Here is a 20,082-nt window from a genome sequence, read left to right as displayed (position 1 = left end):
TTGACGGCGCCAGAACACACCCCCGTCACGCTTACGTGTTCTTTCTAAGACTTCTACTTCCCTATGCGCTCGAGCGAGGTCCCACCCGACCTGCGTAAGCGCACGCGGTATCACGGTATCACAGCTTCAACACACAGGAGAGACCGTGAAGAACACACCCTACGAAGACAGCCCCGGCGCCCGCTTCATTGCCGAGCGCGTTCGCGATCTGAAACACAAGAAATCCCAGAAGAAGATCGCCCATGAAGTCGGCTTCGTGAACGCGAACATGCTGAGCCTTCTGAAATCCGGCGCGAACAAGATCCCGCTTGATCGGGTGCCCGCCTTAGCGAAAGCCCTGGAAGCAGACCCGGCCCTGCTGATGCGGCTCGCGCTCGAACAGTCCGTCGGCGTCACCGCGGCGACCGCAATCGTCGAGGTGTTCGGCACGCCCGTGTCCGAGAACGAGCGCGGGTGGCTCTACGAGATCCGCGAGGCGTCTGGCAACAGCGACCCGCGTCTGACCGCCCGGTCCCGTTCCGTGCTGCGGGGGATTTTCGGGCAATGATCGATGGGCCGATCACGACCCCGCAGTCGCCGATGGGGTCATGGAACCAGCTGACCGAGAACGAGAAGGCGTGGATCGAATTCATCCGTGTCATCTCATGCGGTCGCGATCCAAAAGTCACCCCTGAGCGCGTGAGAGCGCTGACCGCACTTCTGTCTTAGGCGCGGGACGCCGACTTAGGCGTATCAAGCCATTCCTTAGGGGCGGGGCGCAACCTCCGCCCCCAGAAACTGACGACTACTCAGGAAAAGGAGAAGCCGGCATCCATCGCGAAACAGGCCTGCAACGTCTCCTCATACTCCAGCAAGTCTGAAAGGCGCCAGCGCGTAGAACGATCTCCGATGCGGACCGGCGCAGGAAACGAGCCCTTGCTCCTCCAACGCCAGATGCTGTCGGTTGAGACGCCATAGCGGGTAGCGACCTGCTCAACGGACAGAAAAAATTGCTCGGGATTAGTAGCTTCCATGAAGTATATACTCAGACTTAGGCCAGACAATCCGCCCCTTCTGATCTACTTATTCGGCTGCAATTAGAGATTGTCGCATGGGAGCGCAAAAAATCGAGTTCCCGTAATGCACGATCCTGACGCGGGTAGGCATGTTAACTCCACGAGAAAGGCAACCAAGACCAGAATGTAGCCCCTATGTAGCCCAGCATGGCAACGGAATGGCACAGCCCTGATAGGGGCTAACGAACTTCTCTTATTTTTAAGGAGTTTTAGTGGTGCCCGGAGGCGGATTCGAACCACCGACACGCGGATTTTCAATCCGCTGCTCTACCAACTGAGCTATCCGGGCACTCGGGCCTCGCGGCCTTCGGTGGAGGGTTACTAGACGAGGGCGCGGGACCTGTCCAGAGGGTTTTCGGGATTTTTTTCATGTCGTGGCACACGACCGCAGAAGACTATGCGCGCGCCACTGACGGACCGCCCAAAGAGCGTCACTTAACGCATAAATAACAACGGGTTCCGCGTCAGTGCAGCGGCTTGTCGGGGTCGGCGGGGGCGCCCTCGGACGCGCGCTCTTCCTCTTCGGCGAGAGTGCCCGGGATCACGTAAGCCCCACGCAGCCAGCGCCCCAGATCGACATCGGCACAGCGTTTCGAGCAGAACGGGCGATATTTCGGATCGCTGCCCTTGGCGCAGATCGGGCAGCTCATTCCAGCCCCCTCAGCAGGGGCGCGCGGGCGATCCGGTCACGCTTGCGCTGCATCTCGAAATTGCCCAGCGGCGTCCACCCGGCCAGCGCGCTTTCCGCCTCGCCCTTGATCGAGACACGCATCTGCTGCTCGAGCACCTGGCGGTCGCGTTTCGGCATCGGCGCGAAGTCGATCACGATCTGCCCGCCAAGGCCGCGCAGCCGCAGCTGGCGCGGCAGCTCGCGCGCGGCGGCGATATTGGCCTTGAGCGCGGCGGCGGGCGAGGTGTCATTGCCGGTGTTCACATCGACCGCGATCAGCGCGCGCGTGGGCTCGATCATCATATGCGCGCCGCCTTGCAGCTCGACGCGCGGATCGGTCAGCGCCGCCACCGCATCAAGCACACCCAGCTCGGCAAAATCGCCCTCCAGCACCTCATCGGGTGCAGGATCGGCCCAGTCGCGCCAGGCCTCTTCGTGGGGACCGGGAGCATCGACCAGCAATTCGGGCGGACCTTCGAGGTCGGCCGTCACCGCTTCGGCCAGGCCCCGCATCGCGGCGATGTCTTCGGCGATCTCGGTCTCGGACGCATGTTCACAGGCCGAGCGCAGGATCAGGCCGAAATCGCAGCCGTCCATCACCTCGCCCGCCAGCGCCTGAAGCGCGGCGCGCGTATCTTCATCGCGAATGCGGCGCGAGACATTCAGCCCCGGCGCGCCGGGCGTCACGATCGCGAGGCGCGACTTGAACAGCACCCGAAGCGAAACCGGCAACGCCTTGCCCGGCTCGACCCCGCCAGTAACCTCGACGATCACGGTCTGACCCGGCGCAAGCCCCTTGACCTCGCGCAGGAAGCCGCGCGCGCCATCGGGCAGATCGACGAACACGCCGCCCTGCCCCTTCATCTGGCGGCCCACCTTGGCGCGGCAGATCGCTCCGGGCGCCAGCGGCACCAGGTCAGAGGCGTCGATCAGCAGGTCGTGCAACTCGCCATCAACCATCAGCGCCGCGGCCTCACGCCCGGCAACCTGACCCAGAATCACGGAACGGCCCTTCATGGCTGATCTCCTTGCAGGCCGGCGGCGGCCAGAAGCGCGGCGGTTTCAGCCAGCGGCAGCCCGACAACGCCGGTAAACGAGCCCTGAATCCACGGGATGAACGCCCCGGCATGGCCCTGAATCGCGTAGCCGCCCGCCTTGCCGTGCCATTCGCCCGAGGCGAGGTAGCCGTTCACATCGGCATTCGAGAGCGGACGAAACCGCACGACGGTATCGACGAGACGTTCGCGCAGACCGGAAGCCGTGCGCACCGCCACCGCCGTCAGCACATGGTGGCGCCGCCCCGAGAGGAGCCAGAGAAACTCGGCCGCCTGCTTTTCATCCTCGGGCTTGCCCAGAATGCGGCGGCCACAGGTTACGGTGGTATCGGCGGAGAGGATCACCTCAGCCTCGGCGCACTCAAGCGCCATCGCCTTTTCGCGCGCCATGCGGGCGACATAGTCGCGCGCGCGCTCGCCCCGTACCGGCGTTTCGTCGATATCGGCGGGGCGGATCTCGGCGGGGGTGTAGCCGATCTGGCCCAGCAACTCACGCCGTCGCGGGCTTGCGGATCCGAGGATCAGCTTCACGGTGCTTACTTGAAGCGGTAGTTGATGCGACCTTTCGAGAGGTCGTAGGTGTTCATTTCCACCTGAACCCGGTCGCCGGCCAGAACGCGGATGCGGTTCTTGCGCATCTTTCCTGCCATATGTGCGATGATCTCATGGCCGTTTTCCAGCTCGACCCGAAACGTCGCATTCGGCAGGAGTTCCTTCACGACACCGGGGAATTCGAGCATTTCTTCCTTGGCCATGGTCACTCCATTGTGCATCACCCGCGAAAGCTGCGGGCGTGGCCTAAATGCGCCCGGATCGCCCGGAATTCAAGGCAAATGTCAAGCGAGGGGGGCGGATTCGCACCGGATCGTGACGTGAGAGGCCTGCGCAGCCTGCTCGGGCCAGTGCGCGAAGGGCAAAACCGCGCCATCCGCGCGACTCAGAGCGACCAGATTCAAATCCACCTGTCCGACGACCCAGCCCGGCGCGTCCATCTCGCCTTCGGCGATGACGCCGGTCTCGGGCCAGCCGCGATCGGGCGGGCCGAAGATCGCCGCGGCGCCCCGGTTCTCGTCGATCGCGGGGCACCAGTCGGCCATGCCCACGGTCGGCGCCTGCACCACGACGCATTGGTTTTCCAACGCGCGCGCCATCGCGCCCACTCGCACCCGCGTATAGCCCGCGACCGTGTCGGTGCAGGAAGGTACCAGCAGCATCTCGGCCCCCGCCTCGCAAAGCGCACGCGCCAGCAGGGGAAATTCGCTGTCATAGCAGATCAGCACGCCGATCCGGCCCAGCGCGGTCTCGAAGAGCTGCAGCCCCTGCCCCGCCGAGATCGTCCAGTCTTCGCGCTCGAACCGGGTCATGATCGCCTTGTCCTGCGCCCCGATCGGCCCCGAGGGGCCATAAAGTGCGGCACGGTTCAGCCGCGTGTTGCCCGCCGCGACCGGACCCGACGGCGCAAGGATATAAAGCTCGAACTGACGCGCGAGCGACTCGAACAGGCGCTCCATCGCGGCACGGTGGCGCAGCACCTCGGCGAGCGAGGCCTCCAGATCGGCGGCGACGGCGGGGCCGCCAAGGCTCGCAAGCTCCATCGCGCCATATTCGGGAAAGACCAACAGGTCGGCACCATGCGCGGCGCCATGCCCGACCCAGGCGCGGATCTTGGCCTCATAGGCGCCCCAATCCTCCAGCCAGTCCAGCGGATAGGCCGCAGCGGCAATGGTAACCCGTCTCATAGTGCCCGCCCCCAGAATTGAAGCTGTTTCTCGGTCTGCTCAGCATCGCCCAGATCGGTCCAGCGGAACCGCGCCACCACGCCCGGCATCGGCGCATAGACCCGCGCGCGCCAGAACGGATCGAGCGGGCGGTAGCTGGCCGGACGCAGCGGGTGATCGGCGGGGCGGATCACCGAACAAAAGGCCGAAAAGCTGCGCCCCAGCGCACGGGCATGGGCCTCGCGCGCGTCGAAGAACGCGTGCCCCGCACCCTGCCCGCGATACTCGGGCAAGAGCACCGACTCGGCGCAATAGAACACGTCTTGCAGCTTGAGGCCGGTCGGCGCGAAGGCGGCGGCGAAATCGTCGGAATGATCTTCGAGCAGGGTACCCGTCGCCGCGCCCACCAGCCGCGCGCCATCGAATGCGCCAACCACCACCGCCGCCTCCGAATTACGGTAGCTCTCCAGATAGCGCCGCTCGTAGTCGAGCGAGCCGTCGTAGATATAGGGCCAGTCGCGAAACACCGCGATCCGCAGCCGCGCCACATCGTCAAGCGCCGCATCGAGCGCCGGACCGGTCAGCGTGCGGATCTCAAGTGCCATCAGCCGACCTGCGCGATCCAGTCGGCGAGGTTGTAATAGGTGGTGACGCGCTGAATGCGCCCGTCGCGCAGCGTGAAGAACGTGCCGGCGGGCAGAATATAGCTTTGGCCGCGCGCTTCGGGCAGACCGGCGTCGGTCTGCAGATAGACGCCGTTCACCACGAATTCGGCGGCCGCGCGCGTGCCCGCGTCATTGGCCATCACCACGATATCGGTCAGATTTTCACGGTAGCAGCGCGTCATATGGGCGTTGAATTCGCGGAATTTCTCCACGCCCTTGCGGATCTGGCCTTCGTTGACGTGATGCTCGAAATCATCGGTCAGAAGCGCCTCCATCGCGGCGGTATCGCCAGCGTTGAACGCGTCATAATAGTCGGAAATCGTGGCAAGGGCGGTCGCGCGGGGCATCGTTCAGTCCTGAGTTGGGGCGCCGAAACGCGCGATCATGCGCGCGCGGATCTCGTCGCGGGTATGGCGATAGGCCGACAGCTTGGCCTCGCGGTTTTCGCCGCAGCCGGTCGGGTCGGTGATCGGCCAGAAGTCGACCTCGATATGGTTGAAGCGCGCCAGTTCCTGCGCCTGGGCATGCGAGGCGGGCGACAGCGCGACCACCAGATCGAAGGTGCCCAGATCGTCGCCCATCTCGGAAAGCTGATCGAAGTTGCGCACGCGGTGGCGCGACAGGTCGACACCGATCTCATGCATCACCGAGATCGTGAAACCGTCGATATCCAGCTCGGCCTTCACCCCCACCGACTGCACGTAGCATTCGGTGCCGTAAAACTTCTTCATCATCCCCTCGGCCATCGGCGAACGAGTGGAGTTATGATCGCAGCAGAACAGCACCGCGTGGGGCAGATCGGGCATGGCTCAGTTCCTCGGCGTGAGCGCACAGACCAGAGTAAACAGTCGCCGCGCCGTGTCGATATCAATCTCTGCCTTGCCCTCAAGTCGCTCCTGCAAAACGCGCGCGCCTTCGTTGTGGATGCCGCGGCGCGCCATGTCGATCGCCTCGATCTGGCTCGGCGGCAGGCGTTTGACCGCCTCGAAATAGCTTTCGCAGATCTGGAAGTAATCCTTCACCACCTGCCGGAACGGGCCGAAGCTCAGGTGGAACTCCACCACTTTCTCGCCGGATTCGGTTTCGGTGTCGAAGACAAGGCGACCGTCGCGCACCGCAAGCGTCAGCGCAAAGGGGCCTTCGGGCGCGGGCATGTCATCGCGGCCGGGAATTGCGAAACTGTTGTCTTCAAGCAGGTCGAAAACGGCGACGCGACGTTCCTGCTCGATCTCGGGGGTGGGCGCGGGCAGGCCGCTGTCGTCGATCTCCAGCTTGACGATACGCGTCATCTCACTCGTCTCCTTCATTCAGCGCCGCCAGTCGCGCCCGCACAGAAAGCCCATGTGCCTCAAGGCTTTCCGAGCGCGCCAGAACCTCGGCCGAGGGCCCGATCGCCTTCAGAGCGGCCGGGGTCATCTTGGCAAGGGTCGTGCGCTTGAGAAAGTCCAGAACCGACAATCCCGAGGAAAACCGCGCCGAACGGGCGGTGGGCAGGACGTGGTTCGGACCGCCGATATAATCGCCGATCGCCTCGGGCGTGTAAGCGCCAAGGAAAATCGCACCCGCATGGGTGATCTGGTCAGACAGCGCATCCGGGTCCTCGACGCACAGCTCAAGGTGCTCGGGCGCCACGCGGTTCGAGAGCGCCGCCGCCTCGGCCAGATCGCGCGTGACCACCACCGCGCCGAAATCGCGCCAGCTCGGCCCCGCGATCGCGCGCCGTTCCAGCGTTTCGAGGCGTTTCTCGACCGCGGCGACCACGGCCCGGCCATGCGCGGCATCGGGGGTGATCAGGATCGACTGCGCGCTTTCGTCATGCTCGGCCTGGCTGAGCAGGTCGATGGCGATCCAGTCGGGGTCGGTCGAGCCGTCGGAAATCACCAGAATCTCGGAGGGGCCGGCGATCATGTCGATGCCAACCTTGCCAAAGACGCGGCGCTTGGCTGCGGCGACAAAGGCATTGCCGGGGCCGGTGATCTTGTCGACGGGCGCGATCGTCGCGGTGCCATAGGCCAGCGCCGCCACCGCCTGCGCGCCGCCGATCCGGTAGATCGCATCGACCCCCGCGATCCGCGCGGCCAGCAGAACCAGCGGGTTCACCACGCCGCCCGGCGTCGGGCAGACGACGACCAGCCGCTCGACCCCGGCGACCTTGGCAGGGATCGCGTTCATCAGCACCGAGGACGGGTAGCTCGCCAACCCGCCCGGCACATAAAGCCCCGCCGCCGAAACCGGCGTCCAGCGCCAGCCAAGCTCGGCGCCCGTCTCTTCGCGCCAGAGCGCGTCTTCGGGCATCTGGCGGACATGATAGGCGCGGATACGCTCCGCCGCGAGTTCCAGCGCCGCGCTCTCCTCGGGCGAGACCTTGGCGATCTCGGCCTCGATCTCGGCCTCGGAAAAGGCCAGCGTTTCGGGCGTCAGCGCGAGGCGGTCGAATTTCTCGGTCAGCTCGATCACCGCCGCATCGCCGCGCGCGCGCACATCCGCGATGATCCCCGCGACGACGGCATCGACATCGGGGCTGTCCTCGCGCTTCATGCCGAGCAACTCGGTGAAGCGGGTCTCGAAATCGGCGGCGCTGGTGTCGAGGAAATGCGGCATGACGGTCTCCTTGGTCCTGATCGGGGATAATGGCTTGCCGCCGCATCGGCAAGCGCCGAACCGCAAGCGGCGCTGGCACGCGGCAAATCTGCCGCGCCTGCCCGGTCGGGGCGCGGACGGCGCAGGCGCTGCGTATTTGGACCAAGAAGAAGGGAGGGTCAGTCCGGGTGGTGTGGCGCGTGGCCCGAGACCGCACGGTAAGGGCGCGTGACGTCGCGCAGGTCGACCTCGAGGCATTCGACGCGCGCGGCAATGGCGCCGTCGCCCGCGAGCGTGACGATCACCTGCCCCGCGCCGTCTTCGCCGGGCTCGAAGCCGAGATCGAGAATCGAGAGGATCATGTCGCGGTCATGGCGGTCGATGCCGGTCGAGGCGACGCCGGTTACGCCCGAGATCACCAGGAGCGACTGCACGCGTTCGAACGGGCGGCGCGCGGCCTCTGCCTGCGCCTGATCCTCCCAGCGGAAGCGGTTGACCAGGAAGGCGAGGCGGCGGGATTTGGCCTCCCACGAGATCTCGGTGATCGGCAGCACCGCGTCTTGGACCAGCGCCGCGATCACGCCGAGGTCTTCGGCGCTTTCGGCGCGGAGCGCGAGCGGGCTTTCGCCCGCGTCTTCGAAGCGCGCGTCACTCATTCCTCTTTCACCCGCTCGATCTTGGCGCCCACGCCCTTGAGCTTGCGCACCAGCCGTTCATAGCCGCGATCGAGGTGATAGACGCGGCGGACGATGGTTTCGCCCTCGGCGGCGAGGCCGGCAAGGATCAGCGACACCGAGGCCCGCAGGTCGGTCGCCATCACCGGCGCCCCCCTCAGCCGCTCGACGCCATGCACGGTCGCGTGGCCGCCATGGACCTCGATATGCGCGCCCATGCGGGCGAGTTCGGGGGCGTGCATGAAGCGGTTTTCGAAGATGGTTTCCTCGAGGACCGAGGTGCCCTCGGCGGTGCACAGAAGCGCCATCATCTGCGCCTGCAGGTCGGTCGGGAAACCGGGGAAAGGCTCGGTCACGATGTCGACGGCGCGGATGCGATCGCCCTTGCGCTTCACCTTGAGCCCGCGCGCGGTTTCCTCGACTGAGATCCCGGCGGCGTCGAGCTTTTCACAGAAGCTTTCGACCAGAGAAATCTTGCCGCCGAGGCATTCGACCTCGCCGCCGGCAATGGCGGGGGCGAGCATGTAGGTGCCCAGCTCGATGCGGTCGGTCACCACCGGGTGGGTCGCGCCATGCAGGCGGTCGACGCCCTGGATCTCGATGGTCGAGCTGCCGTCGCCCTCGATCTGCGCGCCCATCTTGCGCAGGCAATCGGCCAGATCGACGATTTCGGGTTCGCGCGCGGCGTTCTTGAGCACCGAAGTGCCCTTGGCCAGCACCGCCGCCATAAGGAAGTTCTCGGTCGCGCCGACCGAGGCGAAGCGCATTTCATGCACCGCACCGCGCAGCCCGCCCTGCGTCTTCGCATGCAGATAGCCGTCTTTCAGCTCGATCTGCGCGCCCAGCGCTTCGAGCGCGTCGATATGGATGTCCATCGGGCGCGCACCGATCGCGCATCCGCCCGGCAGCGACACCACCGCATGACCGAGCCGCGCCAGCAGCGGGCCGAGCACCAGATTCGAGGCGCGCATCTTGCGCACGATGTCGTAATCGGCATGCGGCGTGATCTCGCCATGGCTCGACATCGCCAGAACCTGACCGTCTTGCAACTGCGTCACCTCGGCGCCGAGCGAGGCCAGAAGCTGCTTCATCGTGGCGATATCCGAGAGCCGCGGCGCGTTGGTCAGCGTCAGCGGCTCGTCCGACAGGAGCGTCGCCGGCATCAGCGCGAGGCAGGCGTTCTTGGCCCCCGCGATCGGAATTTCGCCGCTCAGCGGGCCGTTGCCGTGAACAATGATCTGGTCCATGCGCTTACTCGTCCTCGTTCTCGCTGCCCGTATCCTCGGCCTGACGCGCGCGAGCCTGCGCCTTGCGGCGGTGCAGATTCGCCCGCAGCGCTGCGCGCAAACGCTCTTCGCGCTCGATCTCGGATTTCGACTTTCCGCCGCCGGCAGGGGTGTTGTTCTGGTTCATCGACCCCTCTCTAACGTCTTGGCAAAATCCTGTCGAGAGAAGTCGAGATTTGGGCTTGCACGCTCCGGCGAATGCCGCTAAATCCCCGCCCACGGTCGAAACAGACCGAACCGGCGCTGTGGTAGCTCAGTGGTAGAGCACTCCCTTGGTAAGGGAGAGGTCGAGAGTTCAATCCTCTCTCACAGCACCATCCTTCCCCAGATTGTTGAATTTTGGCACTGCGCTTTGCGGTGCTCAGGGGCGCTGCCCCTTTGGCCTGCGGCCATTCACCCCGGGATATTTTCGGCAAAATGAAGGGGATAGCGGCAGGAGCGCGGGACAGGCCGCGCCCCTGATGGATTGCTCGCGTGCTCAGAGCAGCGAGACGAGGTGATTGTCCCACGAGAGCGAGTCGCGTTCGAGGGGGTGCAGCGCGCCTTGATCGAGGCGGGCGACGAGGCCCTGCCCGTCGGTTGCGACAAAGCCGCCCTCGGTGCAGGGGCCAAGCCCGCAGATATCGGCGCGGGCGACCGACCAGAGTGGGTCGCCCTTGCGCGAGAAGGCCTGCACGCGGCCGCCACGCGGGCTGGTGATGGCGACCTCCTGGCCGCCCGGCGCGAAGGCGACGGACCCGGCATAGCCCTTCATCGCGAAAATCTCTTCGGGGGCGGGATCGCAGAGAATCGGCGCCTCGCCCCGACGATGGAGGCCCAGGAGCGGCACCGGCTCCATCAGGTCACCCTGCCATTGCATCGCGAAGGCCACGAGCCCGTCCGAGGCGATCCCGAGGTGGCGGATCGAGTTCTGCCACAGCTCGGGCAGCTCGACCTGTTCGAGCAGCGCGCCCTCGGGTGAGAGATAGGCGAGGTTTGGGCGCATCCGGTCGAGGTTGAGCGGCGTGCGGTCGCTCGGGTCGGTCTGGATGCCGCCGTTTGCGATGACCAGCGTTTCGGAGCCCGGCAGTCGCAAAATTTCATGCGGGCCGATGCCGCCGCTGGCGAATTCGCCGATGCGTTGGTAGCCGCGCGCCGCGTCCCAGACGCCGACGCGGCCCTCGGAGCCCTCGGCCACGACCTCGGAGGTGAAGAGCACTGCGCCATCGGCGGAATAGGCGCCGTGGCCGTTGAACTGGCGCCCCTCGGGCGGGGTCAGCCGGGCCGAGGTGGTGCCGCTTGCGCAATCGATGACCAGCGCGAAAGTGCCCGGGCGGCGGGCGAAGGCCACGGCCTCGGGGCGGGTCGGATGGGCGGTGGCGGCATGGCCGCGCCCGGGCATCGGCAGGCTGAACAGGCGCGCGCCTGCGGCGCTGATGCCGCAGAGGAAATAGGCCCCGGCCCCGTCTGCCGCCGCCGCCAGATAGGCGGGCGAGCCGGCATCGGCCCAGCTTGCGCGCGGCAGCGCGGTTGCGGCGGCCAGCGAGGCGAGGAAAGCGCGACGTTGCATCATGGGGTCCTTTCAGTCTCCGTCGGCGGCGTTAAACCCGGCCGACACGCCCAGCAGCCCGCCCAGTTCTTCCAGCGCGGCGTCGCGGGCGAGCCGGATCGACTGCTGCAGGATCTCGACCTTGAGCCGCCCGCCCGGATCGGCGACGGCGGCAAAGGCCGGGTCTTCGGGCCAGTCGGCCTGCGCCAGCGCGCGATCAAACGCGGCCTCGGTTTTCGGGATATCGCCGACGCCCTGCGCCAGCGCCCCGGCCAGCGCCTTCAGCGCAGCGAGCGACAGCGCGACATCGGCGCGGGCGCGTTGGGCGGGCAGCGCCTCGGCGCGTTCGGGGCGGGGTTTGTCGAAGCTGCCCAAGGGCCGCCCGAGCCGCTGGTCGGCGTTGAATTCGAGCCCCGAGATCAGCTGTGTGAACAGCGCCTGGCGCGCCTCTTCGGGGTTGAGGAAGGTGGTGTTACCCTCGGCGCCCGCGCTAAGCAGCAGCTCGGAATAGGGGCCCCAGTCGGTGACGATCTCGCCCGCCATCCGCGCCATGTCTTCGGCCAGCGCGCGGCGCAGGTCACAGACATAGGGCACCCCGTTTTCCATCTCGCCATGAAGGAGGCGACCCAGCCCGAACAGCCCGCGCGCCGCGACCGAGGCCTGCGCCAGCGCGCCGGGCTCAAGCAGGGCCGGATCGGCGGCCTCGATCATCTCGCGTTGCTTGCGCGCGCCGGTGGCCTTGGGGTCGGGCCAGAAGGCAATGGCAAGCGCCCGGCCCTGATCCTCGACCGGTCCAAGGCGCAGATGCGCAACCCCCATCCAGGCATCGAACGCCGCGTTCCAGGGGCCGCGCAGCGCCTCGGCGGAGCAATCCTGACGCGCGGCCTCGGCCAGTGTCTCAGAGGCCGCGGCAAAGGCCTGATAGCCGGGCAGGATTTCCTTGGAAATCGCCTCGGGCACATCTGCACCGGCGGGCGCAACCAGCGCGGCGACAAGCGCGGAAGAGGCGGCGAAACGGGCGAGAAGGGAACGGGTCATAGGCTCTCCAGAAATCGGATCAGGGCAGCGCGGGCCTCGCGCGCCATCGCGGCGACCCTATCACGGGCGGCTTCGGCTTCGCCACCGTGCCAAAGCGTCGCTTCGAGTAACGATCGCGCGCGCCCGTCATGCAGATAGGTCGCGGGCGGGCCGGTGACCTGCGCGCTCAGCCCGATGCCCCAAAGCGGCGGCGTGCGCCATTCCGAGGCAGAGGCCGCGCCCTCGGGCGCCGCAGCGGCGAGCTCCGGCCCCATGTCGTGCAACAGAAGGTCGGTATAGGGCCAGATCAGCTGGAAGCTGCGCGCGGGGTCGTCGACCAGCTGGTGGGTCAGCTGTTTCGGGCGGTGACAGGCAGCGCAGCCAGCGTCATGGAACGCGGCCTTGCCGGCCAGAACCTGCGGGTCGTCAACCGCGCGGCGGGCGGGCACGGCCAGCGCGCCGGCATAGCGGGTCAGCGCGGCGACGGCCTCGGCAGAGACTTCGCGCCCGTCGCGCAGGCCCGCGTCCTCGCCATCGGGAAGGGCCGCGCAGGCGGCACTGGCGCAATCGCCCTCGGGCTGCGGATAGAGCGGCGAGGACAGGCCCAGATCGTGGAACAGCGCCGAGGCGCTCATGTCGGCAAGCGTCGCGACCTGCGCCTTGTGGCCAAAGCGGCCCAGCATCGGCTGGCCGTGCTGGCGCGAGGGCGCAACCGCGGCGCGCCCCGAGATACCATCGCCATCGGCATCCTCCGGGTCGGCCTGCTCCAGGATCGCCGCCGCCGGGATCGCCTCCAGAAGGCCAAGCCCGATCATCTGCGGCGCGACGCGCAGGTCGACCCGGGTCTCGGGCGCAAGCGCGCCCTGCCCAGCATCCTTCACGCGGGCACGGGGGCGACGCAGATGGGCCACCTCACCGCCAGACAGCGAGACTTTTTCCTCGATCCAGTCGATCGACAGCTGCCCCTCGGGCGGCAATTCCGGCAGCGCCCGGGTGTTGAGCTGACGACCGAACACTGGGTCGCCACCGATCGGGTGCCACGCACCCAGCGCGACCAAATCGGGGTCGGGCGCCCCGGCTGCCGTCGGATTCGAGAGCCGCGCAACCAGCCCCGAGATGCCCTCAGGCTCGGGTCGCCCGCGCCCGCCGCCCGGATGACAGCCCGCGCAGGAGCGCGCATTGAAGACCGGCCCAAGCCCGTCCGAGGCGCGCGTGGTCGAGGGCGCCGCGACCCAGAGCTTGTCGAACAGCGCCTCGCCCAGCGTGGCCTGCATCCGGGCCTCGTCAGACAGGCCCGGCAGGATGTCGCGGAAGCTTTGGCCTTGGGTGGTGGCGACCCCGCCCGAATTGGCCTCGAAGGCTTCGGCCTGCCCGGTTTCGGGACCGGAAGCCAGAATCGCCTCGGCCCGCGCCGCCTGATCGGGCGCAAGCGGGCGCAGGGCCAGATGCGGCTCGTTCAGGCGCGGATCAGCGCCCCCCGCGCGCGGCAAGGCGGCAAGGGTCACGGCGATCAGCAGGGAGGCGGCAGGTTTGTTCATGGGGAAAAGGGCCCGGGCAGACCGGGCCCATTCAGGTCACTGGAACACGGCGTTCGGGTTATCGAGGCTGTCCGAGCCTTCCAGCTCGACCTCCCGCCCCAGCGCGGCCACGGCGCGCTCGATCGAGCGGGTCTGCGCGACCAACGCGGCCACCGCCCCTTCGATCAGCGCCTTGCCGCGCTCGTTGCCAAGGCCCAGCATCTGGTCATAGGCCATGCCCCCCTCGGCCGCCGCCTTCATCTCGCCCAGCGCCGCCACCGACGCATCCAGCTCGGCGCGCAGCTGCGCATCGACCTCGGGTGCCACCGCCGCCACCAGTTGCGACAGCGAAGGGCCTTCGACGGTCGAGCCATCGACGCGGGTATAGCGGCCGGTATAGACGTTCCGAATGCCGACGCCGTCGTAGTAATGCGACAGGTGGGTCATGTCGGAGAAGCAATCATGCTCTTCCTCGGGATCGTGCAGCATCAGCCCCAGCTTGATCCGCTCGCCCGCCAGCTCGCCATAGCTGAGCGAGCCCATCCCCGTCAGAATCGACGAAATCCCGCCCTCGGGGTCAGCCATCAGAGCGGCGCGCACGGCGCCATCGTCGGTCCAGTTCGCGGCCATCTCGGCAAGATCCGAGACCAGCAACGCGGTCGCCGCCGACAGATAGGCGCGCGGCGGTCGCAATTGCCGCCGGTGCAGCCCTCGCCCTGCACGAAATCGGTATAGGGGCGCGCGCCGGCGCCCGCGTCGGTGCCGTTCAGATCCTGCCCCCAGAGCAGGAATTCGATCGCGTGATACCCGGTGGCGACATTGGCCTCGATGCCCTCGGCCTCATGCAGCACCTCGCCCAGAAGAACCGGCGTGATCTCGGTCGCATCGACCTCGGTGCCGCCGATCGTCACCTTGGGATTGGCAATGATATTGAGCAGCGCGTAATCGTTTTCCTCATTCACCGCCGCCGAATCGAGATCAACATAATCGATCAGCCCTTCATCGAGCGGCCAGGCGTTCACGCGGCCTTCCCAGTCATCGACGATCGCATTGCCGAAGCGGAAGGCCTCGGTCTGCTGATAAGGCACGCGGGCGGCGACCCAGGCGGCCTTGGCACCCGCCAGCGTCTCGTCGGACGGCGCGGCAAGGAAAGCGGCCACGGCGGTTTGCAGCGCCTCGGCGGTGGCGAGACTGTCGGCATAGCCGGCCTCGGCAATATCGGCATAGGCGGTCATCACTTCGGCGGGCGCGGGCGCCTCGGCCAGGGCGGCGAGCGGCGCGGCCACCCAGCTGGCGGCGGCGCAGGCTGTCACGAATCGGAGCATTGTCATCCCTCGGTCTGTTTGTTCTCCCGAGTGGATAACTGACTTCTTTAGTCGGATTTGTAAACCCGATTCATTTAATAAACTATTTGACCCGACGTGACCCAAAGCAAAAGGCCGCCCCGAAAGGAGCGGCCCAAAGCTTGTCCGGTTGGCGCGATCTTACTTGATCTTGCCTTCCTTGTATTCGACGTGCTTGCGAACGACCGGATCGTATTTGTTCACGGTCATTTTTTCGGTCATGGTGCGGGCGTTCTTCTTGGTCACGTAGAAGTGCCCGGTGCCCGCCGTCGAGTTCAGACGGATCTTGATCGTCGTCGGCTTCGCCATTTTCTCTCTCCTAGAGTCGGGCCGTCGCGCAACGGGCGCGTTACCCTCGAATTCCTTGAAGCCCGCCTTTTAGCCAGCCGCAGGCAGGAGTCAACCTCGAAACCGGAGGAGAGGCGAAAATTTCCGCCTCTCCCACGCGCTGTTACATCAGAGGCTTGCCCATCGCGTTGTGGATCTCGGCCACGCGCGCGGTTTCAAGGCCCAGCGCCGAAGCGAGCTGCGCGAGATATTGCTTCTCATGCTCGGTATCGACCGAAATCGCCATCAGCGCCGCCGAATAGACCTGCGCCTTGGTGCTTTCGCTCGCGGCCTCGGCCAGAAGTGCCACATCGACCGGCGCATCCAACTCGGCCTGCACAAAGGCGATTTCCTCGTCCGAGGCATCGGCCAGATGATCGAGGATCTTCTCGCGCTCTTCGGCGTCGATCTCGCCATCGGCCTTGGCCGCCTGAATCATCGCACGGATCATCAGCTTGGCCTGCTCTTCCATGATCGTGTTGGTCGGCAGGTTCTGACCGACCGCCTCCATCATGTCGCCAAGCCCCTTGGCGCCCGCCGCAGCGGCCCCCGTCATCGCATTCATCAGGCTGCCCAGCCCAGCCTCGGTGGCCTCGGTCGCGGTCGCCGCCTGCGCACCAAAGCGGTTGAACATGTCGCGCACCGCCTGCTTGCCGCCGGGCATGCCGAATTTCTCGGCCATATCGCCCATCTGATCGGCGATCCCGCCTTCACTTCCGGCCGAGCGCAGCGCGTCCTTCATGCCATCAAGGCCACCCATCTTGCGAAACTTGTCGACGCCCTTCGCGGCGGCAAACCCGACCGCAAGCGTAGCCAGAGTTTTGACAAAGCTCATGTCTTCCCCCCTCGTAATTGAACAAAATCGGGGGGAGTGTGCGCGCTTTTTTCCAAAACGCCAAGATGGTTTAACGTCGCGCGGATGGCCTGTAAGCCGGATTCTGTCCGGGGGCCGAAGCCCCGTGGATGACCATTCCTCTGGCCCTGCGGTTGCCCGCAGGATCAAGCCGCCAACCCGGACCACTCGGGGCGAAGCTCCCCTGCCGGCCTTGCGGCGCGGCGCGTGGTCCCTATTCGGCGTTGCTCCCGGTGGGGCTTGCCGTGCCGGTCCTGTTGCCAGTCCCGCGGTGGGCTCTTACCCCACCGTTTCACCCTTACCCGCCCCCGAAGGCGCGGGCGGTCTGGTTCTCTGTGGCGCTTTCCCTAGGGTTACCCCCGCCGGGCGTTACCCGGCACCGATGCTTCATGGAGTCCGGACTTTCCTCGACCCCCCAGCTATCCGCCAAGGCGGAGCTATGGGCAGCCGCGGTCATCCGGCCATCCGCGCGCCCTGCCCTTACGCCGCGCGCCCCGATCAGGTCAAGCGAAAGGGCCAAAGGCACCACGTCCCTGCCCCTTCATTTTGCCAAAAATATCCCGGGGGGGGGGCGCGTCAGCGTGGGGGCGGAGCCCCCTCAGGCGCTGCGCCACGGGCCGCCATCGGCGCCAAAACGCGCGGCCAGATCCGCGATCATCGCCATGTCGGTCGCATCCAGAGCGCCCTGATGGCGCGGACGGAACCGCAGCCGGAACGCGGCCAGCAGGGTTTCGAGCGGCTGATCCGGGTAGCCAAACGCCCCCGCCAGCGCCGCGAAGGCGGCCGGATCGGGGCGCGGCGCGGGGCCACCCGCCTCGGGCCAGATCGCCAGCCCCTGCCGCGCCAACCGTCGCCAGTCGAAGCGCGGCCCCGGGTCGATCTTGCGCTCGGGCGCCATGTCGGAATGGCCGATCACCGCCTCGGGGCCCAGCCCCCAGCGGCTCAGGATGCCTGCCAGAACCCGCTCCAGCGCGGCCATCTGCGGCTCGGGAAAGGGCGCGTCGCCACTGTTCGCCAGCTCGATCCCGATCGAGCGCGAATTCACGTCGCCCCGCCCGCCCCAAGCGCCCGCGCCCGCGTGCCAGGCGCGCATCCCCTCGTCGACCAGCTGCTCGGCCTCGCCATCCTCGCCGATCAGCCAATGCGCAGAGACCTCGGCCTCGGGCAGGCAGAGCCGCTTGCGCGCCGAAGCGCAGCTGGGCATCGCGGTATAGTGAATCACCACCAGTTCGGGCCGCGCGCCATCGCGCCGCTCGCCGAAATTGGGCGATGGAAAGGCCATTTACTGCAGCGCCGCGCGGAACGGGCGCGGATCCCAGCCGCAGGCAAAGCCGTCACCATCGGGGTCGAGGTTCTTGCGATCCTGCTGCGGGCCGCCCGCTTCAAGGAAAGCGATCTGCGCCAGATCCGGCGAGACGAACCGCGCGCAGGCTTTCTCGGAGGACACCAGATGCATGCCGCCACGCGGATAGACCGGCGTGCCGGGCGCATGGCTGGCGGAAAGCGCATAGGCCGCAAGGTTCGGGCCCGCCGCCCCGCTGACCACCGGCGCGGGCGCCGCCACGGCAGGCGCGGGCGCCACGGGCTCGGCCAGCCCCAGAGAGGCCATCGCATCGGCCCCCACAGCCTCTTCGGGGGTCGAAGGCGCAGGCAGAGGCGCCGTTGCCGCGGGCGAAAGCGCGGAAAGTGGCGCACCGTTGGCGGGCGGCACGATCGGCGCGCCTTGCGGCAGCGCCGCCTGCGCCTGTTGCCCCCGCAGCTCGGCCTCGCGCCGCGCCGCGTAATCCACGTAATCCTCGAACCCGACCCCCGAGGCCGAATTCGGCATCTGCGGTTCGCAGGCGGCGACCAGAAGTGCCGGGATCACGAGGAGAAGTTTGCGCATCACACCGGCCTTACCACCATTTCGACGGCTTGGCCGAGAAGCCCGCCGCCTGTTCCAGCACATAGGCGTGGTTCAAGAGGTCACCTTCGGCCCAGGGGCGGCCGATCAGCTGCAGCCCCATCGGCAGGCCCTTGGCATCGAGCCCCACCGGCACCGAGATGCCCGGCAGGCCCGCGAGGTTGACGGTGACCGTGAACACGTCGTTCAGATACATCTCGACCGGATCGGCCGAGGCCATCTCGCCCAGACCGAAGGCCGAAGACGGCGTCGCGGGCGTCAGGATCGCGTCGATCCCATCGGCAAAGGCCAGATCGAAATCGCGCTTGATCAGCGCGCGCACACGCCGGGCGCGGTTGTAATAGGCGTCGTAGAAGCCGGCCGACAGCACATAGGTGCCGATCATCACGCGGCGCTGCACCTCGGGGCCGAAGCCCTCGGCGCGGGTCTTTTCATACATCTCTGTGATGCCGTCGCCCTTGCCCAGCTTGGCGCGGTGGCCATAGCGCACCCCGTCATAGCGCGCGAGGTTCGAAGAGGCCTCGGCCGGCGCGATCACGTAATAGGCGGGCAGCGCGTATTTCGTATGCGGCAGCGAGATGTCGACGATCTCGGCCCCTGCATCGCGCAGCATGGCGATACCGTCATTCCAGAGCTTCTCGATCTCGGCGGGCATGCCATCGAGGCGGTATTCGCGCGGAATGCCGATCTTCTTGCCGCGAATGTCGCCGGTCAGCGCCGCTTCGAAATCCGGTACCGGAATATCGGCGGAGGTCGAATCCTTGGGGTCGACCGAGGCCATCGCACCCAGCATGATCGCCGCGTCGCGCACGGATTTGGTCATCGGGCCGGCCTGATCGAGCGAAGAGGCAAAGGCCACCACGCCCCAGCGCGACACGCGGCCATAGGTCGGCTTGATGCCGACGATACCGGTGAAGGCCGCGGGCTGGCGGATCGAGCCGCCGGTGTCGGTGCCGGTCGCGGCCAGGCACAGGTCCGCCGCCACCGCCGAGGCCGAACCGCCCGACGAGCCACCCGGCGTCAGCTTGCGATCGTCGACCTTCCAGGGGTTCACCACCGGGCCGTAGCAGGCGGTTTCGTTCGACGAGCCCATCGCGAATTCGTCCATCGAGAGCTTGCCCAGCATCACCGCGCCCGCATCCCAGAGGTTCTGGGTCACGGTCGATTCATACTCGGGTTTGAAGCCCGCCAGAATGTTCGAGGCGGCCTGCGTGCCCACGCCCTTGGTCGCGAACAGGTCCTTGATGCCCAGCGGAATGCCGCACATCGCGGGCGCGTCACCGGCCTTGAGGCGCGCATCGGCGGCCTTGGCCTGTTCCAGCGCGATCTCGGGGGTCTTGGCGCAATAGGCATTGAGCGCATCCGCGCCCTCGATCGCCGCGATGCAGGCCTCGGTGATCTCGACCGAGGTCACGTCGCCCGCCTTCAGCGCGTCGCGCGCGGCGGCAATGGTCAGTTGGTTCAGGCTCATTCGACCACCTTCGGAACGGCAAAGAAACCCTCGCGGGCATCGGGGGCGTTTTTCAGGATCTTGTCCTGATAGCCGCCATCGGTCACCTCGTCGACGCGGCGCTTGAGGCGCATCGGCGTGACCGAGGTCATCGGCTCAATGCCCTCCACGTCCACCTCGTTGAGCTGCTCCATGAAGGTCAGGATGCCGGAAAGTTCGCGCGCAAGCTCGGGCAGGGCCTCTTCGGGCACCGCGATCCGGGCCAGATGCGCCACCTTGCGGGCGGTGTCGATATCAATGGACATATGGGTCTCCGCTGGTCTTGCGCCCGGGTTTAGCCGCAAGGCGGGCCGCTTTCAAGCCGCGCTTCCCCGAGTGGGCGGGTGCCGCGCTTTTCTTCGCGCCAATCTGCGCTAATCTCGGGCAAAACACCTGGAGGAT

At 66.9% G+C, this 20,082-nt stretch carries 24 protein-coding genes, 2 tRNA genes, 1 other RNA gene and 1 pseudogene; 2 read left to right on the top strand and 26 right to left on the bottom strand.

Annotated elements, in window-relative coordinates:
* Positions 1 to 145: 145 nt before the first annotated feature.
* Positions 146 to 547, top strand: a complete 402-nt coding sequence (locus tag CLN94_RS02205; protein ID WP_096430636.1) for a helix-turn-helix transcriptional regulator — start codon at positions 146 to 148, stop codon at positions 545 to 547.
* Positions 548 to 788: 241 nt separating this feature from the next.
* Here the strand turns inward: CLN94_RS02205 and CLN94_RS02200 are convergent, their stop codons facing one another.
* The 15 genes from CLN94_RS02200 to CLN94_RS13890 all read right to left on the bottom strand — a co-directional run bounded on the left by CLN94_RS02200 (position 789) and on the right by CLN94_RS13890 (position 9,830).
* Positions 789 to 1,013: a helix-turn-helix transcriptional regulator gene (locus tag CLN94_RS02200; RefSeq protein WP_096430634.1), complete on the bottom strand. Its 225-nt coding sequence runs from the start codon at positions 1,011 to 1,013 to the stop codon at positions 789 to 791.
* A 255-nt stretch (positions 1,014 to 1,268) separates the two neighbouring features.
* Positions 1,269 to 1,344: transfer RNA gene (locus CLN94_RS02195), tRNA-Phe, on the bottom strand.
* Positions 1,345 to 1,519: 175 nt separating this feature from the next.
* Complete coding sequence (locus tag CLN94_RS02190; protein WP_096430631.1) at positions 1,520 to 1,705, bottom strand: DNA gyrase inhibitor YacG; 186 nt, start codon at positions 1,703 to 1,705, stop codon at positions 1,520 to 1,522.
* Complete coding sequence (locus tag CLN94_RS02185) at positions 1,702 to 2,742, bottom strand: ribonuclease E/G (RefSeq protein WP_096430629.1); 1,041 nt, start codon at positions 2,740 to 2,742, stop codon at positions 1,702 to 1,704. Before CLN94_RS02185 ends, CLN94_RS02190 begins: the two co-directional genes overlap by 4 nt.
* Positions 2,739 to 3,311 carry a Maf family protein gene (locus CLN94_RS02180; RefSeq protein ID WP_096430627.1) on the bottom strand — a complete coding sequence of 191 codons (573 nt, stop codon included), beginning with the start codon at positions 3,309 to 3,311 and terminating at the stop codon, positions 2,739 to 2,741. Before CLN94_RS02180 ends, CLN94_RS02185 begins: the two co-directional genes overlap by 4 nt.
* A gap of 5 nt (positions 3,312 to 3,316) precedes the next feature.
* A complete protein-coding gene (gene infA, locus CLN94_RS02175) occupies positions 3,317 to 3,535 on the bottom strand; it encodes a translation initiation factor IF-1 (protein ID WP_096430625.1) in 219 nt (72 codons plus the stop codon).
* A gap of 81 nt (positions 3,536 to 3,616) precedes the next feature.
* Positions 3,617 to 4,519: a carbon-nitrogen hydrolase family protein gene (locus CLN94_RS02170; RefSeq protein WP_096430623.1), complete on the bottom strand. Its 903-nt coding sequence runs from the start codon at positions 4,517 to 4,519 to the stop codon at positions 3,617 to 3,619.
* Entirely contained in the window at positions 4,516 to 5,103 is a 588-nt protein-coding gene (locus CLN94_RS02165; protein WP_096430621.1) for a GNAT family N-acetyltransferase, read from the bottom strand. Before CLN94_RS02165 ends, CLN94_RS02170 begins: the two co-directional genes overlap by 4 nt.
* Entirely contained in the window at positions 5,103 to 5,510 is a 408-nt protein-coding gene (locus CLN94_RS02160) for a ketosteroid isomerase-related protein (RefSeq protein ID WP_096430619.1), read from the bottom strand. Before CLN94_RS02160 ends, CLN94_RS02165 begins: the two co-directional genes overlap by 1 nt.
* Positions 5,511 to 5,513: 3 nt before the next feature.
* Positions 5,514 to 5,969 carry an arsenate-mycothiol transferase ArsC gene (locus CLN94_RS02155; RefSeq protein WP_096430616.1) on the bottom strand — a complete coding sequence of 152 codons (456 nt, stop codon included), beginning with the start codon at positions 5,967 to 5,969 and terminating at the stop codon, positions 5,514 to 5,516.
* 3 nt (positions 5,970 to 5,972) lie between these two features.
* The gene (locus CLN94_RS02150) at positions 5,973 to 6,452 is read right to left on the bottom strand and encodes a UPF0262 family protein (RefSeq protein ID WP_096430736.1); all 480 of its coding nucleotides are present in this window, start codon (positions 6,450 to 6,452) and stop codon (positions 5,973 to 5,975) included.
* Position 6,453: 1 nt separating this feature from the next.
* Positions 6,454 to 7,764 carry a histidinol dehydrogenase gene (hisD, locus tag CLN94_RS02145; RefSeq protein WP_096430613.1) on the bottom strand — a complete coding sequence of 437 codons (1,311 nt, stop codon included), beginning with the start codon at positions 7,762 to 7,764 and terminating at the stop codon, positions 6,454 to 6,456.
* Positions 7,765 to 7,922: 158 nt separating this feature from the next.
* The gene (locus CLN94_RS02140; protein WP_096430610.1) at positions 7,923 to 8,399 is read right to left on the bottom strand and encodes a DUF2948 family protein; all 477 of its coding nucleotides are present in this window, start codon (positions 8,397 to 8,399) and stop codon (positions 7,923 to 7,925) included.
* Positions 8,396 to 9,664, bottom strand: coding sequence for a UDP-N-acetylglucosamine 1-carboxyvinyltransferase (murA, locus tag CLN94_RS02135; RefSeq protein ID WP_096430607.1), 1,269 nt, complete (start codon positions 9,662 to 9,664; stop codon positions 8,396 to 8,398). Before murA ends, CLN94_RS02140 begins: the two co-directional genes overlap by 4 nt.
* A gap of 4 nt (positions 9,665 to 9,668) precedes the next feature.
* Complete coding sequence (locus CLN94_RS13890; RefSeq protein ID WP_179300206.1) at positions 9,669 to 9,830, bottom strand: hypothetical protein; 162 nt, start codon at positions 9,828 to 9,830, stop codon at positions 9,669 to 9,671.
* Between the two features lie 115 nt (positions 9,831 to 9,945).
* Here CLN94_RS13890 and CLN94_RS02130 point away from each other — a divergent pair.
* Positions 9,946 to 10,020: transfer RNA gene (locus tag CLN94_RS02130), tRNA-Thr, on the top strand.
* 161 nt (positions 10,021 to 10,181) lie between these two features.
* Here CLN94_RS02130 and CLN94_RS02125 read toward each other — a convergent pair.
* The 11 genes and pseudogenes from CLN94_RS02125 to gatC all read right to left on the bottom strand — a co-directional run bounded on the left by CLN94_RS02125 (position 10,182) and on the right by gatC (position 19,946).
* A complete protein-coding gene (locus CLN94_RS02125) occupies positions 10,182 to 11,255 on the bottom strand; it encodes a DUF1513 domain-containing protein (RefSeq protein WP_096430603.1) in 1,074 nt (357 codons plus the stop codon).
* Between the two features lie 9 nt (positions 11,256 to 11,264).
* Entirely contained in the window at positions 11,265 to 12,269 is a 1,005-nt protein-coding gene (locus CLN94_RS02120; protein ID WP_096430600.1) for an imelysin family protein, read from the bottom strand.
* Positions 12,266 to 13,786, bottom strand: coding sequence for a di-heme oxidoreductase family protein (locus tag CLN94_RS02115; protein ID WP_096430597.1), 1,521 nt, complete (start codon positions 13,784 to 13,786; stop codon positions 12,266 to 12,268). The genes CLN94_RS02120 and CLN94_RS02115 overlap by 4 nt, the downstream gene beginning before the upstream one ends.
* A 36-nt stretch (positions 13,787 to 13,822) precedes the next feature.
* Positions 13,823 to 15,090: pseudogene (locus CLN94_RS02110) on the bottom strand (imelysin family protein).
* A 159-nt stretch (positions 15,091 to 15,249) separates the two neighbouring features.
* Positions 15,250 to 15,417 carry a 50S ribosomal protein L33 gene (rpmG, locus tag CLN94_RS02105; protein ID WP_011750518.1) on the bottom strand — a complete coding sequence of 56 codons (168 nt, stop codon included), beginning with the start codon at positions 15,415 to 15,417 and terminating at the stop codon, positions 15,250 to 15,252.
* 142 nt (positions 15,418 to 15,559) lie between these two features.
* The gene (locus CLN94_RS02100) at positions 15,560 to 16,270 is read right to left on the bottom strand and encodes a DUF533 domain-containing protein (protein ID WP_096430594.1); all 711 of its coding nucleotides are present in this window, start codon (positions 16,268 to 16,270) and stop codon (positions 15,560 to 15,562) included.
* Between the two features lie 76 nt (positions 16,271 to 16,346).
* An RNA gene (rnpB, locus tag CLN94_RS02095) (RNase P RNA component class A) lies at positions 16,347 to 16,757 on the bottom strand.
* Between the two features lie 129 nt (positions 16,758 to 16,886).
* Positions 16,887 to 17,570 carry an N-acetylmuramoyl-L-alanine amidase gene (locus CLN94_RS02090; protein ID WP_096430591.1) on the bottom strand — a complete coding sequence of 228 codons (684 nt, stop codon included), beginning with the start codon at positions 17,568 to 17,570 and terminating at the stop codon, positions 16,887 to 16,889.
* Complete coding sequence (locus CLN94_RS02085) at positions 17,571 to 18,173, bottom strand: hypothetical protein (RefSeq protein ID WP_096430588.1); 603 nt, start codon at positions 18,171 to 18,173, stop codon at positions 17,571 to 17,573.
* A gap of 10 nt (positions 18,174 to 18,183) precedes the next feature.
* Positions 18,184 to 19,662, bottom strand: coding sequence for an Asp-tRNA(Asn)/Glu-tRNA(Gln) amidotransferase subunit GatA (gatA, locus tag CLN94_RS02080; RefSeq protein ID WP_096430586.1), 1,479 nt, complete (start codon positions 19,660 to 19,662; stop codon positions 18,184 to 18,186).
* Positions 19,659 to 19,946 carry an Asp-tRNA(Asn)/Glu-tRNA(Gln) amidotransferase subunit GatC gene (gatC, locus tag CLN94_RS02075; protein WP_096430584.1) on the bottom strand — a complete coding sequence of 96 codons (288 nt, stop codon included), beginning with the start codon at positions 19,944 to 19,946 and terminating at the stop codon, positions 19,659 to 19,661. Before gatC ends, gatA begins: the two co-directional genes overlap by 4 nt.
* Positions 19,947 to 20,082 lie beyond the last annotated feature (136 nt).

Source organism: Pseudothioclava arenosa (genome assembly GCF_002358085.1).
GTDB classification, from domain to species: Bacteria; Pseudomonadota; Alphaproteobacteria; order Rhodobacterales; family Rhodobacteraceae; genus Pseudothioclava; species Pseudothioclava arenosa.
This window is presented reverse-complemented; position numbering and strand designations above follow the sequence as displayed.

Excerpts from the sequence above, each read along its gene's own strand:
- murA (WP_096430607.1), bottom strand. The coding sequence starts at position 9,664 with ATGGACCAGATCATTGTTCACGGCAACGGCCCGCTGAGCGGCGAAATT.
- CLN94_RS02155 (WP_096430616.1), bottom strand. The coding sequence starts at position 5,969 with ATGCCCGATCTGCCCCACGCGGTGCTGTTCTGCTGCGATCATAACTCC.
- CLN94_RS02120 (WP_096430600.1), bottom strand. The coding sequence starts at position 12,269 with ATGACCCGTTCCCTTCTCGCCCGTTTCGCCGCCTCTTCCGCGCTTGTC.
- CLN94_RS02165 (WP_096430621.1), bottom strand. The coding sequence starts at position 5,103 with ATGGCACTTGAGATCCGCACGCTGACCGGTCCGGCGCTCGATGCGGCG.
- CLN94_RS02190 (WP_096430631.1), bottom strand. The coding sequence starts at position 1,705 with ATGAGCTGCCCGATCTGCGCCAAGGGCAGCGATCCGAAATATCGCCCG.
- rpmG (WP_011750518.1), bottom strand. The coding sequence starts at position 15,417 with ATGGCGAAGCCGACGACGATCAAGATCCGTCTGAACTCGACGGCGGGC.
- CLN94_RS02150 (WP_096430736.1), bottom strand. The coding sequence starts at position 6,452 with ATGACGCGTATCGTCAAGCTGGAGATCGACGACAGCGGCCTGCCCGCG.
- CLN94_RS02090 (WP_096430591.1), bottom strand. The coding sequence starts at position 17,570 with ATGGCCTTTCCATCGCCCAATTTCGGCGAGCGGCGCGATGGCGCGCGG.
- CLN94_RS02160 (WP_096430619.1), bottom strand. The coding sequence starts at position 5,510 with ATGCCCCGCGCGACCGCCCTTGCCACGATTTCCGACTATTATGACGCG.
- CLN94_RS02185 (WP_096430629.1), bottom strand. The coding sequence starts at position 2,742 with ATGAAGGGCCGTTCCGTGATTCTGGGTCAGGTTGCCGGGCGTGAGGCC.
- infA (WP_096430625.1), bottom strand. The coding sequence starts at position 3,535 with ATGGCCAAGGAAGAAATGCTCGAATTCCCCGGTGTCGTGAAGGAACTC.
- CLN94_RS02085 (WP_096430588.1), bottom strand. The coding sequence starts at position 18,173 with ATGCGCAAACTTCTCCTCGTGATCCCGGCACTTCTGGTCGCCGCCTGC.
- CLN94_RS02200 (WP_096430634.1), bottom strand. The coding sequence starts at position 1,013 with ATGGAAGCTACTAATCCCGAGCAATTTTTTCTGTCCGTTGAGCAGGTC.
- CLN94_RS02100 (WP_096430594.1), bottom strand. The coding sequence starts at position 16,270 with ATGAGCTTTGTCAAAACTCTGGCTACGCTTGCGGTCGGGTTTGCCGCC.
- gatA (WP_096430586.1), bottom strand. The coding sequence starts at position 19,662 with ATGAGCCTGAACCAACTGACCATTGCCGCCGCGCGCGACGCGCTGAAG.
- CLN94_RS13890 (WP_179300206.1), bottom strand. The coding sequence starts at position 9,830 with ATGAACCAGAACAACACCCCTGCCGGCGGCGGAAAGTCGAAATCCGAG.
- CLN94_RS02140 (WP_096430610.1), bottom strand. The coding sequence starts at position 8,399 with ATGAGTGACGCGCGCTTCGAAGACGCGGGCGAAAGCCCGCTCGCGCTC.
- hisD (WP_096430613.1), bottom strand. The coding sequence starts at position 7,764 with ATGCCGCATTTCCTCGACACCAGCGCCGCCGATTTCGAGACCCGCTTC.
- CLN94_RS02115 (WP_096430597.1), bottom strand. The coding sequence starts at position 13,786 with ATGAACAAACCTGCCGCCTCCCTGCTGATCGCCGTGACCCTTGCCGCC.
- gatC (WP_096430584.1), bottom strand. The coding sequence starts at position 19,946 with ATGTCCATTGATATCGACACCGCCCGCAAGGTGGCGCATCTGGCCCGG.
- CLN94_RS02170 (WP_096430623.1), bottom strand. The coding sequence starts at position 4,519 with ATGAGACGGGTTACCATTGCCGCTGCGGCCTATCCGCTGGACTGGCTG.
- CLN94_RS02125 (WP_096430603.1), bottom strand. The coding sequence starts at position 11,255 with ATGATGCAACGTCGCGCTTTCCTCGCCTCGCTGGCCGCCGCAACCGCG.